The sequence below is a fragment of the Microbacterium paraoxydans genome, from assembly GCF_020524545.1.
Lineage (GTDB): Bacteria > Actinomycetota > Actinomycetes > Actinomycetales > Microbacteriaceae > Microbacterium > Microbacterium paraoxydans_C.
On record NZ_JAIVLG010000005.1, the window covers coordinates 42,977 to 67,027 of the forward strand.

General features: G+C 68.4%; 18 protein-coding genes and 1 tRNA gene. 3 read left to right on the top strand and 16 right to left on the bottom strand.

What is annotated here, in order from left to right:
• The 10 genes from LC041_RS12165 to LC041_RS12210 all read right to left on the bottom strand — a co-directional run bounded on the left by LC041_RS12165 (position 1) and on the right by LC041_RS12210 (position 13,253).
• Positions 1 to 3,372: an ATP-binding protein gene (locus LC041_RS12165; protein ID WP_226533359.1), complete on the bottom strand. Its 3,372-nt coding sequence runs from the start codon at positions 3,370 to 3,372 to the stop codon at positions 1 to 3.
• Complete coding sequence (locus LC041_RS12170; RefSeq protein WP_226533360.1) at positions 3,369 to 4,031, bottom strand: DUF4194 domain-containing protein; 663 nt, start codon at positions 4,029 to 4,031, stop codon at positions 3,369 to 3,371. Before LC041_RS12170 ends, LC041_RS12165 begins: the two co-directional genes overlap by 4 nt.
• Complete coding sequence (locus tag LC041_RS12175) at positions 4,024 to 5,487, bottom strand: DUF3375 domain-containing protein (RefSeq protein ID WP_226533361.1); 1,464 nt, start codon at positions 5,485 to 5,487, stop codon at positions 4,024 to 4,026. Before LC041_RS12175 ends, LC041_RS12170 begins: the two co-directional genes overlap by 8 nt.
• Before the next feature lie 75 nt (positions 5,488 to 5,562).
• Positions 5,563 to 5,634, bottom strand: a tRNA-Gln gene (locus LC041_RS12180).
• A gap of 99 nt (positions 5,635 to 5,733) precedes the next feature.
• Entirely contained in the window at positions 5,734 to 7,239 is a 1,506-nt protein-coding gene (gene gltX / locus LC041_RS12185) for a glutamate--tRNA ligase (protein WP_226533362.1), read from the bottom strand.
• 33 nt (positions 7,240 to 7,272) lie between these two features.
• Positions 7,273 to 8,532, bottom strand: a complete 1,260-nt coding sequence (locus tag LC041_RS12190) for an MFS transporter (RefSeq protein WP_226533363.1) — start codon at positions 8,530 to 8,532, stop codon at positions 7,273 to 7,275.
• A complete protein-coding gene (locus LC041_RS12195; protein ID WP_226533364.1) occupies positions 8,529 to 9,305 on the bottom strand; it encodes a fumarylacetoacetate hydrolase family protein in 777 nt (258 codons plus the stop codon). Before LC041_RS12195 ends, LC041_RS12190 begins: the two co-directional genes overlap by 4 nt.
• Positions 9,306 to 9,432: 127 nt before the next feature.
• Positions 9,433 to 10,533 carry a branched-chain amino acid aminotransferase gene (locus LC041_RS12200; protein WP_226533365.1) on the bottom strand — a complete coding sequence of 367 codons (1,101 nt, stop codon included), beginning with the start codon at positions 10,531 to 10,533 and terminating at the stop codon, positions 9,433 to 9,435.
• Between the two features lie 60 nt (positions 10,534 to 10,593).
• Positions 10,594 to 11,637, bottom strand: coding sequence for a 3-isopropylmalate dehydrogenase (locus LC041_RS12205; protein ID WP_226533366.1), 1,044 nt, complete (start codon positions 11,635 to 11,637; stop codon positions 10,594 to 10,596).
• Between the two features lie 80 nt (positions 11,638 to 11,717).
• The gene (locus LC041_RS12210) at positions 11,718 to 13,253 is read right to left on the bottom strand and encodes an MFS transporter (protein ID WP_226533367.1); all 1,536 of its coding nucleotides are present in this window, start codon (positions 13,251 to 13,253) and stop codon (positions 11,718 to 11,720) included.
• Positions 13,254 to 13,348: 95 nt separating this feature from the next.
• Here LC041_RS12210 and LC041_RS12215 point away from each other — a divergent pair, with 95 nt between their 5' ends.
• Positions 13,349 to 13,891, top strand: a complete 543-nt coding sequence (locus LC041_RS12215; RefSeq protein WP_226533368.1) for a TetR/AcrR family transcriptional regulator — start codon at positions 13,349 to 13,351, stop codon at positions 13,889 to 13,891.
• A 68-nt stretch (positions 13,892 to 13,959) separates the two neighbouring features.
• On the opposite strand, the gene serA is transcribed toward LC041_RS12215, so the two are convergent.
• The 3 genes from serA to LC041_RS12230 all read right to left on the bottom strand — a co-directional run bounded on the left by serA (position 13,960) and on the right by LC041_RS12230 (position 16,483).
• Positions 13,960 to 15,564: a phosphoglycerate dehydrogenase gene (gene serA, locus LC041_RS12220; RefSeq protein ID WP_226533369.1), complete on the bottom strand. Its 1,605-nt coding sequence runs from the start codon at positions 15,562 to 15,564 to the stop codon at positions 13,960 to 13,962.
• Positions 15,565 to 15,686: 122 nt separating this feature from the next.
• The gene (locus LC041_RS12225; RefSeq protein WP_226533370.1) at positions 15,687 to 16,022 is read right to left on the bottom strand and encodes a hypothetical protein; all 336 of its coding nucleotides are present in this window, start codon (positions 16,020 to 16,022) and stop codon (positions 15,687 to 15,689) included.
• Positions 16,019 to 16,483: a hypothetical protein gene (locus LC041_RS12230; RefSeq protein ID WP_226533371.1), complete on the bottom strand. Its 465-nt coding sequence runs from the start codon at positions 16,481 to 16,483 to the stop codon at positions 16,019 to 16,021. The genes LC041_RS12225 and LC041_RS12230 overlap by 4 nt, the downstream gene beginning before the upstream one ends.
• An 84-nt stretch (positions 16,484 to 16,567) precedes the next feature.
• Here LC041_RS12230 and LC041_RS12235 point away from each other — a divergent pair, with 84 nt between their 5' ends.
• Positions 16,568 to 17,506 (top strand): hypothetical protein, encoded by a 939-nt coding sequence (locus LC041_RS12235; protein WP_226533372.1) that lies wholly within the window; start codon positions 16,568 to 16,570, stop codon positions 17,504 to 17,506.
• 14 nt (positions 17,507 to 17,520) lie between these two features.
• Here LC041_RS12235 and LC041_RS12240 read toward each other — a convergent pair whose 3' ends face one another.
• On the bottom strand, positions 17,521 to 18,183 hold the full coding sequence (locus LC041_RS12240; protein ID WP_226533373.1) for a GntR family transcriptional regulator: 663 nt from the start codon (positions 18,181 to 18,183) through the stop codon (positions 17,521 to 17,523).
• Positions 18,184 to 18,256: 73 nt separating this feature from the next.
• Here LC041_RS12240 and LC041_RS12245 point away from each other — a divergent pair, with 73 nt between their 5' ends.
• Positions 18,257 to 21,091, top strand: coding sequence for an FAD-binding and (Fe-S)-binding domain-containing protein (locus LC041_RS12245; protein WP_226533374.1), 2,835 nt, complete (start codon positions 18,257 to 18,259; stop codon positions 21,089 to 21,091).
• Positions 21,092 to 21,166: 75 nt separating this feature from the next.
• On the opposite strand, the gene LC041_RS12250 is transcribed toward LC041_RS12245, so the two are convergent.
• The gene (locus LC041_RS12250; RefSeq protein ID WP_226533375.1) at positions 21,167 to 22,507 is read right to left on the bottom strand and encodes an alpha-L-fucosidase; all 1,341 of its coding nucleotides are present in this window, start codon (positions 22,505 to 22,507) and stop codon (positions 21,167 to 21,169) included.
• Positions 22,504 to 24,048, bottom strand: coding sequence for a M81 family metallopeptidase (locus LC041_RS12255; RefSeq protein WP_264189269.1), 1,545 nt, complete (start codon positions 24,046 to 24,048; stop codon positions 22,504 to 22,506). The genes LC041_RS12250 and LC041_RS12255 overlap by 4 nt, the downstream gene beginning before the upstream one ends.
• Between the last annotated feature and the right edge of the window lie 3 nt (positions 24,049 to 24,051).

Below are 24,051 nucleotides of genomic sequence, written 5' to 3' on the forward strand. Positions count from 1 at the left end.
CTAGGCGTTCTGATATGCGGTGTCGTCCGGCAGGCCCACCTTCGCCTTCGCCCACGATCGCCCCTGCGTGTCCTTGAGGATGTCGTACTCGACATCGACGTGAGGCTCGATCGCGCTGTACTTGTCGTTCGGGGCGCCGATCACCAGCTGGAAGCCGAGACCCCGCCAGGCACCGATCGCGCGCTTCGTGAAATGCGCATCCGCCTTGATCAGCGCCTCGTCCATGAAGACCGGGGCATAGCGGGGCCGAGCCGCGCCGGCGTCTCCGAGCTGGTACCGAAGAGCGGCGCCGACGATGAACGCGACGAGCTCCTGCGACTCCCCTCCGGACTTCTCACCGATGTGATCGTAGAGCGCCACATGCGAACGCGTGGCGGCGTCGACCCGCTCCGCACTGACCCGCACGTGGTTCCTCACGTCGATCAGCTCCGCGAAATCGGGGGCGGTACGTCGCATACGTGCGATCAGCCGGCTCATCTTGCGGTAGACGGTCTCACGCTCCGCATCCGTCGACGCCGCGTCGATCAGTCCGCGGACCTCGCGCAGCTCCCTGCGGAACCGCTTGCGTGCCTCCGTCTGATTCTCCCGCGGGGTGATCTGCAGCCGATGCTCATCGTCGTAGAAGGGAAGCTCCTCCATGATCCTGTTGATCGGATCGATCCGGTCCTTGATCTCACGGAGAGAGCGGCTGAGCGTCGAGTCGAGACTCGTCAAGTCGTTTCCGGACAGCTTCAGGAGGCTGTCGCGCCACTCGGCTTCGAGCTCATGCAGCCCGTTGGTCTGGAGCGCCTCGAGGATGCTCTCGAACTCGCCGACCGACGTATCCGGATCCGGCAGGATCGTGAGACTGTCCCAGCGCTCGAGGAACCCGGTCATGAGCCGACGCATGCTCTCCCTCTGCTGCTCATGCGCGTCGGCAGCCTCACGACGCTCCTCGAGCAGGCGCTGCGCCGCGGTCCTGAGTGCGGTGTCGAGATGCGACAGCCTTTCATCCGCTGTCGGTGTGTCGCCGTCGTCCGCGTGCAGGAACCGCCCGTCGAGGAAGGCCGCATGACCGTCCGCCACGACGGTCCCCGTCGACGCCGCCGCGTCGATCACCGACTGGCAGGTGTCGACGTCGTCGCTCACGTGCCCCCAGCGCTCCTGCGTCTGGGAGAGCTCGTTGCCCAGACGTGCTTCCTCGTCGCGGAGGCGGCCCGCGCGAGTCCTCAGCGCCTCTGCCCGGCCCTTGAGCTCCGCGATCTCAGGACTGGCGGTCGTGACCTCGGCTTCGACCGCGAGCCAGCGTTCCTTCTCAGCCTCCACGGCCTCGACGTCGATCTGCTCCCACGTGAGGTCCTCGATCTTCGCGAGCGCGGTGGACGTCGTCTCGATCCGATCGAGTGCGGCCTCGGCTTCCCGCGCAGCCGACGCGGCGTCCTCGTATCGGCCGGCGAGGTGTCGGAGACGATCGTCGAGCTCCCGCAAGCGACGGTCATTGGTGAAGCCGAGCACATTGGCACGGCCCTGGCCGCCGTGACCACCGCGGCTCCCCTGAGACACCTGACCGCTGATCGTGAGCGCCTTCTGATGCTCGCCCAGCTGCGAAGCCGAATCCACGCACACGTATCCGTAGCGCTCCTGGAGTCTCTGCTGCAACCAGCCGGTGAACGGCGACGGAAGGTAGTCGAGACGCCCGGGAAGGGTCTTCGGGTCGGCGTGCCGCATCTCGGGAAGCCCGACGGGAACGCCCTCGTAGTTCAGGCGGTCAGGGGTACGCACGGCGTTGATGGCGGCGCGGAAGATCGCCAGCTGCTCGGCATCGATCAGCAGCGTCCTCGCGAAGCCGCCCAGCGCGAGGTTGAAGGCATCACGCCAGGGCTCGAACTCCGTCCGCAGCTCGATGAGTTCGCCGACGAACGGAAGCTCCGACGGGGAGAGCCCCACCGCGTCGGCGAGCAGTGCACGAGACTCATCGAGACGCGCGGGAATGCTGCCTCGCACGCGGCTCGTCCGCTCACGTTCCTCTCGGACCCCGCGCATCTCGGTCTCGACTGCTCGGCGGCCCGTCTCCGCATCGGCGAAGGCGGCTCGTGCGCCGCGGATGTCGGACTTGGCCGATGCGCCGCGAGCGTGAGCGACGAACGCGTCGAACTGCGCCACGTTCTCCACCTCTCCGCCGATCTCGCGGACGATGGCATCGAACTTCGCCCGTTCCCGACGCACGTCTTCGAGCCGGCGTTCGGCGACGCGGAGCTCGCGCTGTGCGGTCTCGAGACGATCGCCACCGGACTGACGGAGGACATCGAGGAGTCCTTCGCGCTCGACGTCGGCCGCATCGATGAGCGCACGCTTCTCGCGGACGGCGAGGCTCAGAGCACGCGTACGGTCGCCCAGTTCGGCCTCGACATCGCGAAGCAGATCCAACCGCCGCTGCGCATTCCACAGCGCGGCGAGCGAGGACGGATCGGTGAACACCCCGACCTCGTCGATCACCCTGACGCGTTCGGCCGCCGCCGCGATCCGGTCTTTGATCGCCCGGATCGGCTCGAGTGCAGTCACCTGCTGCTTGGCGGTCAGCATCCGTGTCCGGGTGCTCTCGAGCTCGTCGAAGTGCGCGACCACGGCGTCTGCCGTGGCCATCGTCTCGGGCTCCTCCAGGACGAGCTTCTTGTAGAGATCGTCGACCGTCGTGATCTGCTGTCCTGCCTGGATGCGCGCCAGCAGGCTGATGGCCTTCGCACCGGACCCTGCGGCGCCGATACCGAGCACGGCCTGCAGCCGCGCAGAGAACTCACGGTCGGTGGCGAGCGTCTCCAACCCGGTGCCACGCACCGCCGCATCGGACAGGCGTTGCGCGGCCGCCTGCTCCAACAGCGCCAGGTCGAACGCACCTCCGACCGTCGCTCGCACCCGGGTGGTGTCTTCCAGCGTCCGCGCATCCGCCGGGATGTACCACGCACGCACCGCGGTGAACCGGGACCCGTCGTGATCGAGCCACGTCGTCGCGATCGCACTCCACGTGTCCTCCCCGTCACCACGCAGCACGCGCAGTCTGGTGCCGTCCTCGGTTCTGGACTCGTCGATCTTCCCCCGCCCGTAGGAGAGGATGTTCCGCTGCTCCTCCCCGCGGGGGCGTCCGGTCACGCCGCCGTTCGATGCACCGTTGAACGGCGTCGTGTGCGGCATCATCAGCGCGATGTACGCGTCCATCAGGGTGGATTTCCCCGAGCCCGATCCACCGCAGAGCAGCGTCGCATCCGGGGAGAACCGAACTCGGTGCGGGCCTCCGTCGTAGCCGCCCCAGTTGATCAGCTGCAGCTCCTCCGCAACCCACTGCTGCCCACGAGAGCCCGAGGGGATGAGCCCGAACAGTGTGTCGACCATCGTCATCGTTGCACCACTTCCTGCGACCGCAGCCAATCCCGGAGTTCCTTGAGGGTCTCCGCACTCAGAACGACCTCGACGAGCGCGGTGATCCGATAGCGACCACTCGTCTCCTCCCGGATGATCCCTTCACGATCGAGACGGTCCATCGCGTTGCGAATCGCCTTCTGCTGCCGAGCGGTCCCGCCGTCGACATCCGTGAAGTAGCTCAGCACCGTCTGCTCGAGATCCTCGATGTCGATACGCACGGAGGCTTCACCGGCAGCGGACTCGCGCTGGTAGACCGTGCGCAAGTGCACGAGGACCAGGGTCTCGGCACGCGTGTACGGCGCGTCCTTGAGAAGAACGGGCATGTCGATCTCGTCGGAGCGGAGTTGCTGCTTGTACGCGAATCCCCGACCGTGGTCGACGACCAGCCGGAGATAGAGGTCGTTCAGGCGCGACTCGATCACCTGCTGATGGTCCAGCAACAGGGTCCACTCCCGACGGTTGCGCTCCGCAGCGATGAATCGGCGCTGAAGGATGTGCACGAGCACGCGTCGGATCTCCGGATCGAGGGTTCCCCGGTCGCCCGCGAAGTGCTCCTCGACATCGTCTTCCATGGGCACCGGCGCGATGAACGGGTCATCGAGGGGCGCCTCGGTCGCGAGGGGATGTTCAGGCATGTGCATCTTCCTTCGGGTTGCGCGCCGTGATGGCGCCGAACGCGAACCGTCGTGTCGAGCCGTCCGGACGCAGGGCCTCGACCACCGACACCTCCTCGCTCTCGGTCATCCCGTTGCGGTGTGCGATCTCGAGCAGACCGAGGAGGTCCACGGGGCGGCGGGTGTCATCCGCGGCCGCCGTGAACGCCGTGGCGAGGTCGAACTCGTCGCCGAGGCCCGCGAGGTGTTCTTCGAGTTCGGTGTACCTCGGCCCTCCCCAGGCACGACTGTCCACGTCGAGGAACTCGACGTCGTCGGCCTCGGTGAGCGGAGCGGGGGCGGCCGGAGGGCGGATGCTGCTCACCGCTTGCCTGAGATGGCCGAGGTCGACGAGCGGGAGGCTTCTCACCGGCGCTGCGCTCGCCGCGGTGCCGTCCCAGACATGGAGAGCCGCGATCACATCGCGAAGCAGATCGTCGATCTGACGGTCCCGCAGCGGATCGTGCGTCTTCACCTGGCCCGTGATGACGTGCGAAGCGCGGCGCTGCGCAGCCAGGACCTCCTCCACGCCGAGTTCCACCCGGCGTCCGATGGCATCGAGTTCGGCACGCTGATTGCCGTCGAGCTTGCGCGCGAACGGCTGCCGGAGCAGTCCGTGAAGCCGTTCGGACAGTGCGTCTATGCGCTCCGGGTCACCGATCAGACGCAACGCGCCGGCGAACGCACGCCCTTCGGGGGTGGCGTTCATGACGTCCTGCGCGCGCTGCAGATACTCACGCAGGACCTCGCCGGTCGGTCGCTCGTCGCGACGCAGATGGGCGACGACGTCGCGCTGCATGACCTTCAGGGACTCCGCGACGCGGGTGAAGTCCGCCGGGAGCTCGCGAGCGAGATGCAGGACGTTCTCCGCCTCTTCGTAGAGCTCCTCGTCATCGAGCGGGTCCGCTCTGCCGGAGTCCTCGATCCGGGCGATCTCCGCGTCGAGGGCCGCCCTCTCTTCGTGAAGGCGAGCGAGTCGGCGCACGGGATCAGCCTCGGCGCTGTCCGCCAGGTGCTCCACGGCGTCGAGCAGCGTGCGGACGCGGGAGTTCGACACCCGCGTGCGCCCGCCACCCGTTCGGCCCGCGATCTCCAGTGCCTCCACCGCATGCGCGGAGAGACGATAGACCTCGACGTCGTCATCGATCTGCTGGACCAGCCACCCCAGGCGAACCCAGTTCCGCGACACATCACGCCCGGTTCCCGCGGGCGTCCGCCGATCATCGTCGTCGTCATCCGCGCCGCGCAGCTCCTCGAGGATCTCCGAGAGCTCCGCATGGGCATCCGCGATCGGGATCGAGGGCCGGTCCGCGGTGAACAGGAGCGAGAGCGCCGCGACAACGAAGGGAGCGAACCGACCGTGGAGCAGATCGAGAGTCGGGGTGCGGAAAGCGGTGACAGCGCGGGAGTATGCCGATTCCGCTCGTGTTCCTGTCACACATTCACATTAGTCGCGACGCCGGAGTGCCCCAAACACGAGGAAACCCCCGTCTGAGCGGGGGTTTTCGTCGAGCTGGGGTACCTGGACTCGAACCAAGAATAACGGAACCAGAAACCGTCGTGTTGCCAATTACACCATACCCCAAGGGCGAAACCAGGGCCTCGCACCGAGAATCAAGCCTACCCGAGCGGCGACGGAACACCAAAATCGTCGCCCTGCGCCGCCGCCCGGGCGCGTCGCGGTTCAGCCCGCGAGGAACGCGGAGAGCGACCGCAGGCGACGCAGCGACTCGTCCTTGCCCAGCAGCTCCATCGACTCGAACAGCGGAGGCGAGACCCGGCGACCCGTGATGGCCACGCGCGGCGGGCCGTAGGCGATACGCGGCTTGAGCTCGAGCTTCTCGACGAGCTCGGCGGCGAGAGCCTCCTGGATCTTCTCCGGCGTGAAGTCCGTCACCGGCTCGAGAGCGGTGACACAGGCGTCGAGCACCTCGGCCGCATTCGCCGGAAGGCCCTTGAGCGCATCCTCGGCGTACGAGACCTCGTCGGTGAAGAGGAAGCCGACCATGCCCGGAACTTCACCGAGCAGCTGCACGCGCTCCTGCACGAGGGGTGCGACGCGGAATGCCATCACCAGCTGCTCGTGCGTGGGCTCATCGAAGAGCCCCGCGGCGGCGAGGTACGGAACCGTCCGCTCGGCGAAGTCCTTCTCCCCCAGCATCCGGATGTGGTCGCCGTTGATCGACTCGGCCTTCTTCTGGTCGAAGCGCGCCGGGTTCGGGTTCACGTCCACGATGTCGAACGCGGCGGTGAACTCATCGAGCGAGAAGACGTCGCGGTCAGGACCGATCGACCAGCCGAGCAGCGCCAGATAGTTGAGCAGACCTTCGGGGATGAACCCGCGCTCCCGGTGCAGGAACAGGTCCGCCTGCGGGTCGCGCTTGGAGAGCTTCTTGTTGCCGGTCTCCCCCAGCACCAGCGGCATGTGGGCGAAGCGCGGCACGAACGTCGTCACCCCCGCGTCGATGAGCGCTGCGTACAGCGACAGCTGGCGTGCGGTCGAAGGCATGAGATCTTCGCCACGCAGCACGTGGGTGATGCCCATCAGCGCGTCGTCGACCGGGTTCACGAACGTGTAGAGGGGCACGCCGTTCGGGCGCACGACCACGAAGTCGGGGAACGAACCGGCGGGGAAGGTGACCTCGCCGCGGATCAGGTCGACGTACGTGAGGTCCTCGTCCGGCACACGCAGGCGCAGAGCGGGCTGGCGCCCCTCGGCGCGGAACGCCGCCTTCTGCTCGTCGGTGAGGTCGCGGTCGAAGTTGTCGTAGCCGAGCTGCTTGGCGCGGCCCGCGGCTTCGTTGCGCGCGTCGATCTCCTCCGCCGTGGAGTAGCTCTCGTAGAGGGCGCCCGTGGCGATCAGCTTGTCGATCACCTCGCGGTAGATGTCGTGACGCTCCGACTGCCGGTAGGGTGCATGCGGCCCGCCGACCTCGACGCCCTCGTCCCAGTCGATCTTGAGCCAGGTCAGCGCGTCGACCAGCTGGCGGAAGCTCTCCTCGCTGTCACGGGCGGCATCGGTGTCCTCGATGCGGAACACCATCTTCCCGCCGTTGTGCCGGGCGTAGGCCCAGTTGTAGAGAGCCGTGCGGACCATGCCGACATGCGGCAGACCGGTCGGCGAGGGGCAGAAGCGGACGCGGACGTCGGCACCACTGACAGTCGTGGTGAGGGGGTGAGGGGTAGCCATAGCCCTTCGATTCTACGGGGACGGTCCAGCCCGTCACCGCGCGGCGGACCGCGCCAACGGAGCCAGCGCCACGATCGCGATGACCAGGACGAAGGCCGCGACACCGAGCCCCGAGTACTGGAAGTTCGCCAGCACCACGCCCGCGAGCACCGAACCCGCCGCAGCGGAGAGGCTCATCAACGAGTCACTGCGCCCCTGTCTGCGCGTGCGGACCTCGGGTGCGGACGCCTCGGTGAGGAGCGCAGCACCGGCCACCGTCGCGGCACTCCAGCCCAGGCCGAGCAGGATGAGTGCGACCATCACGCCCCAGGCCTCGGTGCCCGTGAAGACGGCGAACGCCAGCGCCCCGGCGAGCAGGACCTGACCGAGCAGCACGACCTGGAGTCGGCCCCACCTGTCGGCGAGCACACCGAAGACGGGCGACAGCGCATACATGCCGCCGACGTGGAGCGCGATCGTGATGCCGACCAGCGCCGAGACGTCCGCCGGACTCGGCGCCATCCCGCCCGCGCCGTGCGCCATATGGGACAGGTGAACGGGAGTCATCGCCATGACCGAGGCCATCACCACGTGGGATCCCGCGATCGCGAAGATCGCATAGCGCGCGACCCGAGGCCGGTCCTCGACCACTGCTCCGGCCACGGCTGCGGACGCCTTCGCGAGACGCTGGGCCGCCAACAGAGGATCGGGACGCAGCGCGACGATGTAGAGAACGAGGGCCGCGCACTGCGCGACGAACGAGAACAGGTAGGAGCCCGTCTGCGGCGGCATTCCGACCGCCTGCCCGACGATCTCCCCCGGACCGAGCAGGAGCGGACCGGCGACACCGCCGATGGTCGTCGACCACACGACGATCGACAGGTCGCGACCACGATGCTGCGGCGCGGCGAGGTCGGTGGCGGCGAACCGCGACTGCAGGTTCCCCGCATTACCCGCCCCGATCAGCAGGATGCCGACGAGGAGCAGGGGGAAGACGCGCAGAGAGGCGGCGATGATGACGACCGCGATGCCGACGAGCGCGAACAGGTTCCCGAGTGTGAGCGCCCGACGCCGCCCCACGCGCGCGGCGAGGCGGGCGAGGGGGATGGCGCACGCGGCCGCCCCCAGCGTCACAGATGCCGTTGCCAGCCCCGAGAGGGCGTCGTTGCCGGAGATGTCGGCCGCAAGGAGTGCGCCGAGCGAGACGGTGGCACCGAAGGCGATACCGCCGAGCACCTGGCCGAGGGACAGCACCAGAACGGTGCGCCGCTGGACGGCTGTCTGCTGCGCCGCCGTCAGGGCGACGACCGTCATGGCGCGGGAACGGCGTCGCGTGCGGTGTTGCGAAGGATCCCGAGGCCGGAGATCTCGACCTCCACGACGTCACCCGCTTCGAACGTGCCGACCCCGGCCGGGGTGCCCGTCATGATCACGTCGCCCGGCAGCAGGGTGAACACGGCAGAGGCGTACTCGATGATCGCCGGCACCGAGTGGATCATGTCGGTGAGCGGGGCGTGCTGGCGCACCTCGCCGTTCACGCGCGTCTCGATGGTTGCGACCGCCGGGTCGAAGTCCGTGTCGATCACGGGCCCCAGCGGGCAGAAGGTGTCGAATCCCTTCGCCCGCGACCACTGGCCGTCTTTGCGCTGCAGATCCCGAGCCGTCACGTCGTTGCCGATCGTGTAGCCGAGCACGTAGTCGAGCGCATTCTCGGCCTTCACGTTCTTCGCGATCTTCCCGATCACCACGACGAGCTCACCCTCGTACTCGGTGCGCTCCGAGAGCGAAGGCCGCACGATCGCATCGCCCGGCCCGATCACGGACGTGTTCGGCTTCAGGAACAGCAGCGGCTCCTCCGGGGCCACTCCCCCCATCTCGGCCGCGTGATCGTGGTAGTTCTTCCCGACGCAGACGACCTTCGACCGCGGGATCACCGGAGCGAGCAGCGCCGCATCCGCGAGGGGCACGCGAGCACCGGTCGTCTCATACCCCGCGAACATCGGATCCCCCGCGAGGACGACCAGCTCACGCTCGTCGATGATTCCGTACATGATGGCTTCGTCGTGGCTGAACCGGGCGATCTTCATGGTGTCCAGCCTAGCGAGCGCGGCACCCTGCACCGAGACCCCCCAACGCCGCCGAGACCCCGTCCTGCGCGCGCCGAGACGACGGGGTCTCGGCGAGACGACGGGGTCTCGGCGTCGGGTGGAAAGCTCAGGCGTCCAGGCGCAGGAGCCAGCCGTGCTTGTCCTCACGGCGGCCGTACTGGATGTCGGTCAGCTCCTCACGCAACGACAGCGCGAGGTCGCCCAGCGGCTGCGGCTCGTCGAAGCCGTCGCCGACGAGTGCGCCGATCGGAGTGACGACCGCAGCCGTGCCGCATGCGAACACCTCGACGATGTCCCCCGATGCCACCCCCTCACGCCACTCGTCGATCGAGATCGGACGCTTCTCGACGGTGTAGCCCCGGTCCGCAGCCAGCTGAAGCAGAGAGTCGCGGGTGATGCCCTCGAGGATGCTGTCGGACTCGGGGGTGACGACGCGCCCGTCCTTGAAGACGAAGACGACGTTCATCCCGCCGAGCTCCTCGACGTCGCGCTTCTCGTTGAGGAACACGACCTGGTCGCAGCCCTGGGCGCTCGCCTCGCTCTGTGCGAGCAGGCTCGAGGCGTAGTTGCCGCCGGTCTTCGCCTTGCCGGTGCCTCCCTTGCCCGCGCGGGCGTACTCCTCGGAGAGCCAGATGCGCACCGGCTTCACCCCGCCGGAGAAGTAGGCGCCGGCGGGGCTGGCGATCACGTAGTAGGCGACCTTCTGCGCGGCGCGTACTCCGAGGAAGGCCTCCTTCGCGAACATGAACGGACGCAGGTAGAGGCTCTGGTCGGCACCGCTGGGCACCCAGCGTCCGTCGACCGCGATGAGCTCGCGCAGCGACTGGATGAAGTACTCGGTCGGCAGCTCGGGCAGCGCGAGGCGACGGGCACTGGCCTGCAGGCGAGCGGCGTTGCGGTCGGGGCGGAACGTGTGGATCGAGCCGTCGGCGTGACGGTAGGCCTTGATACCCTCGAAGATCTCCTGCGCGTAGTGCAGCACGGACGCCGCGGGGTCGAGCGGAATCGGTCCGTACGGCTGCACGCGCGGCCGGTGCCAGCCGCCCTTGACCGACCAGCAGATGTCGACCATGTGGTCGGTGAAGACCACGCCGAAGCCCGGATTCTCCAGCACCTCGGCCAGCCGTGCGGGCGACGCGGCGGTCAGGTTCTTCGTGACGGCGAACTCCAGGGGAGCCACGGTCGCCTCGGCATCGATGGTCGTCATCTCATCATCCATTCCTCGTGGGTGGGCGCATCCTCGCGCCCGTTCAGCCTACGCCTGCAGTCAGAGGCGTGCGGTGATCGCGGAACCGATCTCCGCGGTCGTGCGCGCCGCGCTGCGGGCGGCGATGTCGGCCTCGACCGCAGCGTTCACGCGCGCGGATTCGACGGAGAGACCGAGGTGGTCGAGCAGCAACGCGATCGAGAGGATCGCTGCGGTCGGGTCGGCCTTCTGCTGCCCCGCGATATCGGGGGCAGAGCCGTGCACGGGCTCGAACATCGAGGGGAAAGCACCGTCGGGGTTGATGTTGCCCGAGGCTGCGAGACCGATGCCTCCCGTAACCGCTCCGGCGAGGTCGGTCAGGATGTCGCCGAACAGGTTGTCGGTGACGATCACGTCGAAGCGCGAGGGGTCGGTCACCAGGAAGATCGTCGCCGCATCGACGTGCAGGTAGTCGACCGCGACATCGGGGTGCTCGGCGGCCACCTCGTTCACGATGCGCTGCCAGATGGCTCCGGCGTGGACGAGCACGTTGGTCTTGTGGACGAGGGTGAGCTTCCTGCGGCGGCGCTCCGCGAGCTCGAAGGCGTAGCGCACGACCCGCTCGACACCGAACGCGGTGTTCACGGACGTCTCGTTGGCGACCTCCTGCGGGGTCCCCTTGCGGATCGCTCCGCCGTTGCCGACATACGGCCCCTCGGTCCCCTCACGGACCACGACGAAGTCGATCTCCCCCGGATCGGCCAGGGGTCCTGGCGCACCGACGAAGAGCTTGGAGGGACGCAGGTTCACGTAGTGGTCGAGGGAGAAGCGCAGCCGGAGCAGAAGTCCGCGCTCGATGTTCGCGTCTTTCAGGCGCGGATCTCCCGGCGTGCCGCCGACCGCTCCCAGCAGGATCGCGTCGTGGGCGGCGATGGCCGCGAGATCATCGTCCGTGAGTGTGTCACCGGTCTCCAGGAAACGGCCGGCACCCAGCGAGAAGCGGCTCTTCTCGAACCGGACGTCGCTCTCTGCGGTCACGGCGTCGAGTACCTTCTCCGCCTCCGCGATGACCTCCGGACCGATGCCGTCACCGGGGATGACGGCCAGCTTCACGACACGCGACATGACACTCCTTGCACACTGCACGGGGATGGACCGGCCCGGACCCGCTCAGGGCGAGTGGGCCGATCCTCCCAGCGTACTGGTCAGTGCGAGGGGGCTTTGCGCAGTGTGACGGCGGCGATCACCCCGGCGACCACGACGAGTCCCGCGCCGATCAGCGACGTCACCGTCACACCGGAGCCGAACGCGTCGGCGGCCGCGTCCCAGAGGGCCGTACCCAGCTGGGCCGGAAGGTCCTGCGCAGCCGTGTACGCGCCCGCGAGGGTCTCCTCCGCAGCATGCGCGACGTCGGCGGGCAGACCTGCCGGGAGCACGAGGGCCCCACGGTAGAACGCGGTGATGATGCCACCGAGCACCGCGGTGCCGAGTACCGCCCCGAGTTCGTAGGCCGTCTCCGACACCGCACTCGCCGCGCCCGCCTTGGCCGCGGGAGCGCTGGACAGGATCAGCTCGTTGGAGATCGTCTCCGCCGCGCCGATGCCGATGCCGAGCACCACGAACGCCACCACGAGCGGCAGGACGCCGTGCTCGTGGGTCGTCAACGCCACGATGAGATAGCCGGCCACCGAGAACGCGAGACCGGCGGGGATCACGATGTGCGGAGGAACGCGACGCGAGACGGGCACGACCGAGAGACCCGCGACGATCATCGCGAGCATGCCGGGCACGAGGGCGATGCCGGCCATCATCGGGGACAGCCCGAGGACGAGCTGCAGGTGCTGCGACACGAAGTACAGGAAGCCCACCAACGCGACCACGCTGAGCAGGTTCACCAGGATCGCCCCGGAGAACGAGCCGCGCCGGAACAGGGCCATGTCGAGCATCGGGCTCTTGGCCCGCAGCTGACGGCGCACGAACAGGTAGCCCATGCCGAAGCCGAGCAGAGCCCAGGCGCCGGCTGTGAAGGTCGGGCCGTCCACCGCGAAGGACTTGATCGCGTAGACCACCGGGATCATGGTCGCCATCGACAGCGCGATGCTGACCAGGTCGATGCGGCCCGGGTTCGGATCGCGACTCTCCGGGACCAGCAGCGGTGCGGCGATGAGCAGCGGGATGAGTACCGGGACGGCGATCAGGAAGACCGAGCCCCAAGCGAAGTGCTCGAGGAGGAAGCCGCCCACGATCGGTCCCAGCGCCGAGCCGGCCGAGAACGCCGACGCCCAGACCGCGATCGCCATGCGGCGCTGGTCGCGGTTCCGGAAGATCGAGCGGAGCAGCGAGAGCGTCGACGGCATCAGCATGGCACCGAAGAAGCCGAGGAGCGCGCGGGCGGCGATCAACAAGCCAGCCGTGGGCGCGAAAGCAGCCAACGCGGACACGGCGGCGAAGCCGGTCGCCCCGATCAGCAGCATCTTCCGACGCCCGAACCGGTCGCCGAGCGTACCCATCGTGACGAGGAGTCCGGCCAGCACCAGCGGATACACATCGATGATCCACAGCTGCTCCGCGCCGGTGGGCGCGAGCGCGATGGAGATCTCAGGGAGCGCGAAGCTCAGCACCGTGTTGTCCACCGACACCAGCAGCACCGGCAGCATGAGGACGACGAGCGCCGCCCAGCCACGGGCTCCGACGCGGGGAGCATCCGTCTCTGTCGTCGGGATCGACGCAGTACGGGTCATGGAACACCTCTCAGGACTCTGATCGACGGTTAGTGAACCGTCCGGCTGGTATAGTAACAGAATTGCGACCGCTCTCCCTGTGCAGAGGACCCACGATGCCCCGACCTCCCCTCGCCCGCGAGAAGGTGCTCGATGCCTTCGAAACGATCCTCATCGAAGACGGCGAGCGTGCCGCGACCCTCGAGGCGACCGCCAAGACTGCCGGGGTCTCCAAGGGCGGCCTGCTGTATCACTTCGGCTCGAAGGAGGAGCTGGAGATCGGCCTGGTGGAGCGCCTCGACCGCCTCACGACAACGGACCTCGAGCGAATGACGGCGGCCGAGGAGGGGCCTGTCGCGTATTACGTGCGCACCTCGGTGATGGAAGACGACGCCCTCGATCGCGTCCTGATCGCGACGACGCGACTCGCGCAGGGCGGATCGATCGCAGCCGCCGACATGCTCCGCGAGACGCGGCGACGGTGGGCCGAGACCATCCGTCCGCACGTGCGCGACAACGCGAGCCTCGACCTCGTGATGCTCGTGAGTGACGGCCTGTACTTCAACAACTCCCTCGATGTGCACGGGCCCGAACGCCTGGTTCCACGCAGCGACGAGCTCAAGGACCTGATCGCGCTCGTCCTCCGAGCCACGGCCTGAGCATCACACGGACGGGAGAGGGCGGGAGCATCTCGCTCCCGCCCTCTCCCGTCCGTCGCGTCGAGTGGTCAGACCTCGGTGATCTCGATCTGCCGGAAGAGGTCCGCGTCGATCGCCGCGCTCACGTCTTCGAGCAGCTCCTCCGATACCGGCGAGTCGAGCGTCAGCACGCTGAGCGCCTGCGCGCCCGCTGCCTGACGCGCGATCTGCATGCCGGCGATGTTGATCCCCGCTTCGCCGAACTTCTGTCCGTACACCGCCACGATGCCGGGACGGTCGGTGTAGAGCATCACGACGTGGTGCTGCTCGATCGGCAGTTCGAGCGCGTGATCGTTGATGCCGACCAGCTTCTCCGTCTGCTTCGGTCCCGTCAGGGTTCCGGAGACCGACAGCTGGGTCCCGTCGGACAGGGCACCGGTGAGCGTGATCACGTTGCGGTACTCGTCGCTCACGTCGTCCTTGAGCAGACGCACGGCGATGCCGCGCTGTTCTGCGAGGAGCGGGGCGTTCACATACGAGACGGTCTCGCTCACGATGTTCGTGAACACGCCCTTGAGCGCGGCGAGCTTGAGGACGCTGACGTCGTAGTCGTTGAGCTCGCCGTGCACCTCGACGTCGAGGCTCGTGAGGGGCGAGGTCGCCAGCGACGCGAAGATCTGACCGAGCTTCTCGACCAAGGAGATGCCGGGGCGCACATAGGGGTCGATCACGCCACCCGCGACGTTCACCGCGTCCGGCACGAGGTCTCCGCCGAGCGCGAGACGCACCGAGCGGGCGACCGAGACTCCGGCCTTCTCCTGGGCTTCCTCGGTGCTGGCGCCGAGGTGCGGGGTGACGACGACGTTGGGGAGGTCCAGGAGCGGACGCGCGGTTCCGCCCTCGACGGGAGGCTCGGTCGTGAAGACATCGAGGCCGGCGCCGGCGATCTCACCGGCGACGAGGGCCGCGTGGAGCGCTTCCTCATCGATCAGTCCACCGCGGGCGACGTTGACCACGAAAGCCGTCGGCTTCATGGCCTGGAACTGCGCGGCACCGATCATGCCGGTGGTCTCCGGCGTCTTGGGCATGTGGATCGTCAGGAAGTCCGACTCGGCCACGAGCTCGTCGAGCGAGAGCAGCTGCACGCCGAGCTGCTGCGCGCGTGCCGAGGTGACGTACGGGTCGTAAGCGACGACCCGCATGTCGAACGCTGCGAGGCGAGCCGCGACGAGGGCGCCGATACGGCCGAGACCGACGATGCCGACCGTCTTCTCGAACAGCTCGGCACCGGTGAAGGAGCTGCGCTTCCACGCACCGCCGGAGAGCGACGCATGAGCGGCGGGGATGCGGCGGGCCAGGCTCAGGATGTGGCCGACGGTGAGCTCCGCCGCAGAGACGATGTTGGACGTCGGCGCGTTCACGACCATGACACCGGCCGCAGTGGCCGCCTTGATGTCGACGTTGTCGAGGCCGACACCCGCGCGCGCGACGACCTTCAGCTTCGGTGCGTGCGTCAGCGCTTCCTCATCGATGCGCGTCGCCGAACGCACGAGCACGGCATCGGCGTCCGCGAGTGCGGCGAAGAGCGCCTCGCGATCGGTGCCGTCGACGTCACGGACGTCGAAGTCGGGGCCCAGGGCCTCGATCGTGGCGGGAGAGAGTACTTCGGCGATGAGCACGACGGGCTTCGGCACAGTGGATCCTTCGGGGCAGCTCGGCAGGCGGGAGGGGCCGATGCGCCGCACACCATGGGGGCGCGATCGCGTCAACTCTACCGGAGGGGTCGGGTCGCTCCGTGCCGTATGACGCCCGCAGCTCAGGCGCTCGGCATCGTCAGGCTGAGCGCGATCAGGCTCATCCAGAACACTGCGACGACGCCGAGTCCGGCCAGGAACACGAGGAGGAGCTCGCCCACCCGCCGCCGACGGCCGATCAGGTAGGCGAAGGCGAAGACGATCGCGGGGAACGCGACGCCGAAGAGCAGGGTCGCCCATCCGCCGGCGGTCAGTCCTGTCTGGGCCATGGTGATCAGATGCGCGACGGCGTTCCACACCGCGTACGCATAGAAGAGTCCCGCGAGTCCGATGACGAGGCCGACGGCCCACCGGGGTGAGGGGGCGGACACCGGCTCGGTGGTCTGGGATGCGCTCATGATCCGATCACCCCCACGGTGACGAAGGGCCAGGGAACCAGCAGGACGACCCCCGCGAGCAGCACGGCGACGCGGATCCACGACGCCCGCCCCCTGGTCAGAACCCAGCTCGCGAGGAACCAGAGTGCCGGCGCGGCGATCGCCAGCACGAACCAGGGCAGGAACATCATGTCGGCGACCAGGAACGACGCCAGCGGCTGCAGGCGCAGCCCACCGACGATCCATCCGATCGTGTAGAGCAGATACACGCCGCCGACGATGCCGAGGGTCAGCAGCATCGGCGTGCTGAGCCCGGCCTGTTCCTCGAGCCGAGCCGGGGTGATCGACCCGTCCCCCTCGATCGTGCCGACGTCACGGCTACCTTTCCCGACAGCATTCCAGCCATGAGGCAACGCGGGCTCCTTCGGTGCGGAAGCCTCGTCGCCGTCCCAGGTGAGGGCGTCGTCGGAGTCGGAAGTCATGCCCTCTAGCGTAGGACACCCCGTCCACTAGGCTCAGGGTTGCCGCGAGCCGGAACGGCTGGCATCCAGGGGAAAGGAAGCACCGTGGCCGAGAGCGACGACACCGACGCGCGGAACGAACCGTCCGCGACGACCGCGACCCCGGAGCCACCCTCCGGCTGGACACCCACTGCAGAAGCGAAGGCCACGGCCACGCGTTTCCGCTGGATAGCCGCCATCCTGTGGGCGGTCGCGATCATCGGCGAGGGCATCGGCATCTTCTGGCTCCTCCGCCAGCGCGAGTTCGTCGGCGAGGACGGTACGCTGCTCCGCAACCCTGACACCGGCTTGTTGGAGGAACGAGGTGTCACCGCGACTTTCCCGCAGTGGGCGTTCATCGCTCTGCTGGTGCTGCTCGTCGTCATCGCCGCGCTGTCCATCACCGGCTCGGTGCTGTGGAAGAAGGCGAACCGCCTCGATCCCGCGCGCAAAGCCGACAAGACGCGGTTCTTCGTCCAGAACCAGCTCGGCGCGATCATCGCAGTGGTGGCCTTCCTTCCCCTGATCATCCTGATCTTCCTGAACAAAGACATGGACAAGGGGCAGAAGACCACGGCCGGCATCGTCGGAGTCGCTCTCGCGGCCCTGGCACTGTTCATCGGCGTCGACTTCGATGCCCCGTCTGTCGAGCAGTACACGGCCGACCAGTCCGCCGTGATTCAGCTCCTCGGCAAGGACGAGGTCGTGTGGGTCGACGGCGGCAAGGTGTACCACGTGTGCGATGAGGTCTCGGCGATCCAGACGGGGAGCGAGATCCGCACGGGCACCACCGCGCAGGCGGTCGAAGCGGGAAAGATCCGGCTCACCCTCCAGTTCGCCTCGGAGCTGCGGGCGTGCGGTCTTCCCGTTCCCGAGAATGACGACGAGATCACCGAGGCGCTGCGAGCGATCCAGGCCGGCGAGACCGACACCGCGCTCCCGGCGCCGCGATGGACCGATCCTTCCGAGGCCCCGATCGTCGTGGAAGAGGCACCGACGGAGTGAGGAGCGCCTCGACGCTAGTCCGCGTCGAGCGCCTCCACCAACCGTTCCTCAGCCGAAGACAGGTGAGCGTCGAGAAGGGCTGCCGCTCGTTCCGCGTCCCCTGAGGAGACCGCGTCCAGGATGTCGCGGTGCTGCGCTGCGATCACGGCGGCATCGAGAAGCCGTCGACCCTGGACCTGCGCCATGCACAAGCGCACCTCGTCGAGGACGCTGCGGTACATGCGCGCGGTGCGTTCGCTGTCGAGCGCCTCGATGAGAGCGGTGTGGAATCGGAGATCGGGCGCGACGGTGGCCGGATCCGGCCCCGGCGGCATCGCGAGGAGCTCCGCGTTCGCCTCGACCGCGGCGACGGGCACTGTCCGCGTCACCGCGAGGTCGCGGAGCGCGGCGCTCTCGAGTCGCGTCCTGGTGCGATAGACATCCCGTACCGTCTCGGGGTCGATCCCGACGACACGCGCACTGCGATGCGCCGTGCGCACCAGGAGACCGCTCGCGACGAGCTGCTCGATCGCCGCCTTCGCGCTGGGACGGGCCACTCCGAAGGTCTGCGACACCGCCGCTTCGGTGATCGGATCCCCCGAGCGGATCTCCGCGCTGAGGATGCGGCCGCGCAACTGGGCGGTGACCGCGTCCACGACGCCGACGACGCCCAGCGTTGCTTCCGAAGCGGTCGTCATGTGGGCCAGCCTACCGAAAGGGCACGAGGTCGGTACACTTGTCTGACAATTCCCGACGCAGCAGAGGAGCACCGTGCCGACCACCCTCGCCGAACCCCTGGACACTGCACTGCTGGGTGCCAGGACACAGGTCCATTCGCGCTCCATCGACCGCTTCGCCCGGGCCCACGACGCGTCCCACTATCTGCTCATCCCCGATGCGATCCTCTCCCCCGCCGATGCCGAGGGCGTGGCCCGAGCTTTCGGCGCAGTCCGAGCCGCGGGCCGCACGATGACCTTCCGGTCCGGAGGCACCAGCCTCTCCGGGCAGAGCGTGAGCGGCGACATCCTCGTCGACACGCGCAGCAACTTCCGCGACATCCGCGTGGAGGAAGACGGGACCGTGGTGCGAGTGGGCCCGGGTGCGACCGTTCGTCAGGTCAACACCCGCCTGTCGCGCTACCGCCGCAAGCTCGGCCCCGATCCCGCGAGCGAGATCGCCTGCACGATCGGCGGAGTCATCGCGAACAACTCCAGCGGGATGGCTTGCGGCATCACGGAGAACTCGTATCAGACGATCGAGTCGATGACGATCGTGCTGCCGAGCGGGACGATCATCGACACCGGCCGTCCGGACGCGAACGAGCTGCTGCGCGCAGCGGAACCCGAGATCGTTGCGGGCCTGCTCGCGCTGAAGGAACGCCTGCTCGCCGCCCCCGAGCATGTCGCCTTCCTCCGCCAGCAGTTCTCGATGAAGAACACGATGGGCTACGGCCTCAACGCCCTCCTGGACTTCGAAGATCCCGTGCGCATCCTGGAGCACCTCGTCATCGGGTCCGAAGGCACGCTCGCCTTCGTCGCGGAGGCCCGTTTCCGCACGATCGAGGTGCGACCGGCGATCGCGACAGGGCTTCTCGTTTTCGAGACGCTCTCGGCGGCAATGACAGCCCTCCCCGACCTGACCCGACTCGGTCTCGCCACCATCGAGCTCCTGGATGCGGCGTCGCTTCGGGTCGCTCAGGGGCTGAGCGACGTTCCCTCCGCGATCGCCGAGATCGACGTCCGGGGACACGCCGCGCTGCTGGTCGAGGTCCACGCCGCCGACACGGAGGCTCTCACGGCAGCGAGCGGGCTGGCGCAGACGCGCTTCGAGCAGCTTCCCTTGGCCGTGCCCCCGCGCCTCACCACGGATGCGGGCGAGCGCGCCGCGCTGTGGCACGTGCGCAAGGGGCTCTACACCGCGGTCGCCGGAGCCCGCCCCTCCGGCACCACGGCGCTGCTGGAAGACATCGTGGTGCCCGTCCCGCGCCTCCTCGCGACCTGCGAACGCCTGATCGAGCTGTTCGCCGAGCACGGCTATGAGGGATCGGTCATCTTCGGTCATGCCAAGGACGGCAACGTCCACTTCCTGCTCAACGAACGCTTCGACGACCCCGACAGCGTCGCGCGCTACCGACGATTCACGGATGATCTGGTGGAGCTGGTCCTCGCCCAGCAGGGATCGCTCAAGGCCGAACACGGAACCGGCCGGATCATGGCCCCGTTCGTGCGCCGCCAGTACGGCGATGAGCTCACCGACATGATGTGGGAGATCAAGGCGCTGCTCGACCCCGACGGCATCTTGAATCCCGGAGTCGTCCTGTCCGACGACCCTGAGTCGTACCTGTACGACCTCAAGCGGGTGCCGACGGTCGAGAACGAGGTCGACCGCTGCGTCGAGTGCGGCTACTGCGAACCGACCTGCCCGAGCAAGAGCATCACCCTCACTCCCCGACAGCGCATCGTGATCCGTCGCGACATGGCGTGGGCCGAGGAACAGGGCGACACCGAGCTGCTGCGCGATCTGCAGAAGGACTACGACTACGACGGCGTCCAGACCTGCGCAGTCGATGGCATGTGCGGCGTGGCCTGCCCCGTCGACATCAACACCGGTGATCTCGTGCGACGGCTTCGCGCGGAGCAGTCGAACGCCGTCGAAGGCGCGATGTGGGGTACTGCGGCCAAGCACTGGGGCACGGTCACGCGCGCCGGAGGAGTCGCGCTCACCGTCGCCGATGCCCTCCCTGCGCCGCTCGTGCGCGGGGTGACGCATCTCGGCCGCTCCCTCCTCGGCGCTGACACCGTGCCTCTGTACGACGGCGGGCTCCCCCGCGGCGGTTCGAAGCCGCCGCGCCCGGACTCCCCCGCCGATGCACAGGCCGTGTTCTTCGGCGCCTGCATCGGGACGATGTTCGGCGCAGAAGGGGCGGGCGAGGGGTCGCGGGATGCGCTCCGCGCGCTGCTGGACCGTGCGGGTATCGCCGTCGTGATGCCGGAGGAGAACGGCGGCCTCTGCTGCGGCACACCGTGGAAGTCGAAGGGTCACCTGGACGGATACGCCCTGATGTCGGACCGGGTGCTGGAGTCGCTGTGGGAGGCCAGCCGGCATGGGGAGCTCCCCGTGGTGTGCGACGCCGCGTCGTGCACCGAGGGCCTGGACGTGATGCTCGCGCAATCGGTCAAGAGGAACCCGCGCTACGCGGGGCTGCGGATCGAAGACGCCACGACGTTCGTGGCCCGCGAGGTGCTGCCGAAGGTCTCCGTGTCCGCCAAGCTCCCCACGGTGGCCGTGCATCCGACCTGTTCCACGACGGCGCTCGGGGCGACACAAGCGCTGACGGCGATCGCCGGAGCCGTCGCGGACGATGTGTTCATCCCCGAAGGGTGGGGCTGCTGCGCTTTCGCCGGCGACCGCGGCATGCTGCATCCGGAGCTAACGGCCAGCGCCACCGCTCAGGAGTCAGCGGAGATCGCCGAGGCCGAGAGCGCGCGCGGTGACTTCGACGCGTTCGTCTCGGCGAACCGCACGTGCGAGATCGGGATGACGCGCGCCACGGGTCGGCCCTACCGTCACGTGATCGAAGTCCTCGAGGAGCTCACCCGCCCGTAGCGGCGGATGAGCACAGCGAGGACCCTTCCGAAGCCACCCCGGGAGGGTCCTCGCGTGGTCGCGATCCGGTCCGTCTCAGCCAGCGGACAGGACCGCGACGGCCTCCTCACGCAGGCCGGCCGGGATCACGGCGACCGTGCTGTCGTCAGCGGACCGCTCGGCGACGGAGCCGTCGGCCCAACGCAGGTCGGAGCCCGTGAGCTCTGCGGGCAGATCGAGCGTGCCGAGACTCGGGTCGAGAGCGTGCACGTGCACGGTCGAGCCCGTGGTCGTGTAGCGCCGTGGCGCTCCGGTCCGCTCGCCCATTCGGATCCACGGACGGGTGCCGTAGATCGCCTCGCCGTTCGTCTCGAGCCACGAGCCCAGCTCGCGCATCGCACGCCGCTGCAGGTCCGGGATCGAGCCGTCGGCCGACGGACCCACGTTGATGAGCAGGTTGCCGTTCTTCGCGACGACATCGACGAGCAGGCGGATCAGGGCCGCCCCCGACAGCGAATGACGCTCGTCCTCCGCCTGGTTGAATCCGAAGGAGTAACCCAGACCGCGCGTCGACTCCCACGGCTCGGGGATGATCTCCGGGATATCCGTGTACTCGCGCGTGAGGAAGCCGTGGTACGGCACGCCCCAACGGTCGTTGACGACGCCCTCCGGCACGGCCTCGAAGTAGCGCTCCAGCAGCGCGGCCACCGCGTAGTCGTCGCGCCCCTTGCCCCCGTCCGGCCACTCGATGTCGTTCCAGAGCACGTCGGGTGAGAAACGTTCGACCAGCTCGTCCAGCTGAGCTGCCGAGTACCGCGCGAAGTGGGCATCGTTGCGGCGGAAGCGGAACAGATCGGTGTCGGACTCGATCGGCGGGAAGTCGCTCACATGCCAGTCGAGCGCGCCGGAGTAGTACACGCCGAACTTCGCGCCCGCGCGCCGGGTGGCGTCGTGGAACTCGGAGATCAGGTCACGGCGCGGCCCGCGGGCGACCGCGTTGAAGCCGGTGGTCTCCGTACCCCACAAGCAGAAGCCCTCGTGGTGCTTCGTGGTCGGGATGATGTACCTGGCCCCTGCGCCGACGAGCTCGCCGACGAAGGCATCCGCGTCGAACGCCGAGGCGTCCCACCGATCGGCGAGGTCCTCATACGATGTCCCCGGCCCGAACATGCGCTGATGACGCTCCCAGGTCGGACTCCCCGCGATCCGCACGGTGTTGCCGTACCACTCGGCGTACTGATGCCAGGCATATGCGTCCTCGGTCGGGATGTTCACTCCCTCGCCGTGCTGCACGGCCCACGCCGGCACGGAGTAGAGCCCCCAGTGCACGAAGAAGCCGAGCTTCGCATCGCGGTACCAGTCGGGCACGCTCTGCGTCGGGTACGTCGGAGCAACCGTGCCGAAGTCCGGTCCGGTGCGCTTCTCGAAGTTCATCATGTGTTCGGCTCCTCTGCGGCTCCGCGGCGGACGACCACGGCTTTCAGATCGGGGTTCCCGTCGGGGTCGAAGGGGTAGACACCGGGACGCAGGCGGTGGTGCCCCAGGCGGAGGAGGTCCTGGTCGACACCCCCGGGAGTCAGCGCGAGGGTCCACCCCTCGGCGAGCTCGTACAACTCGGGCTCGAGGTAGCCGATCTTCACCACGACGATGTCCGCGGTCGTCGGCTCCAGCCCCAGCATTCGGAAGTCGGAGAGGAGATGGAACGGCTTGCGCCGCTCGGTGATGATGGCGTGCAGCCCGCCCGCAGCGATGACGACCTGCGTGCCTGCGTCCGGATCGCCTTCGGTGATCGAGAACACGGTCCCGGTGATCGTCACCGGGCCGTGCGGCCCGGCGTCGACCCCTGCCCCGGCGTCCAGGGTCACCGTGGCACCGACTCCGGCATCGACCGCCCGAGCGACGGCCTCGCGGTCGAAGATCGATGCGACCAGGGTCGTGCGGCTGCCGTCGGTGAGTTCCGCACGGTCGAGCAGGTGCGCGAGAGTCCATGTCACATCGCCGGCCCCGCCCGCCGTCGGGTTGTCCCCCGAGTCCGAGATCAGATACGGGTGAGGTGCTCCGGGGGCGAGCGCTTTCTCGAGCGCCTCATCCAACGAGCCCGTCTCGGCGACGAACACGAAGTCCTCGCGAGCATCCCAGAACATGCCGGCGACACGCTCGGCCTCACGCACGATCAGCGCGCGATCGTCACCGGTGACCACGACGTACGCCTGACAACGGGGCTCATCAGCCCACGCGTAGCCGATCCAGACCGAGGCATCGACGACTCCCGGAAGAGCCTCGATCTCGGGCAGCTGAGCGTAGATGCTGCGCGCGGGCTCCAGCCGCGTGCTCGTCTTCTCACCGGGGAGCAGGACCGGGACGGGCACCCACGCCACGAAGGGCCTACGACTCAGTGGATCGGCACCGTGCGGCCCGCGCAGTCGGGCGAGGAGGTTCCAGACCGCGCGCTCCTTGGTGTTCATCCAGTCCTCGTGCGGTGCCATCCGGTAGCACGTGAGCAGATCGACCGCGTCTCGCAGGACCTCGGAGACGTTGCCGTGCAGATCCATCGACGTCGAGACGAGCGTGTCCGGCCCCAGTGCCTCCCGCACCGCGAGCGCGAGGTCGCCTTCGGCGTCGTCCAACCCGACGACGCTCATCGCACCGTGGATGTCGAAGAAGAAGCCGTCGAAGGGACCGTGTTCGCGGATCCCCTCGACGATGGCATCCTTCATCCGTCGGTAGGTCTCGGGCGCGACGGCACCACCGGGCAGCGAGCGACCATGCGTGAGCGGCACCCACACGGCGGCCGCAGCGAGCTCACGTCCGTCGCCGAGGAACGGGTAGTAGCCGCGCAGCGCCTCGCCGGTGCGGACCGTGAAGGCCTCGTCCCCCGAGACATGCGGGGAGAAGGTGCTCGATTCGATGGATATACCGGCGATACCGATGCGAGGCTGCGCGAGCCCCCCGTCGGTGACGGTCGGAAGCGGTCCCATCCA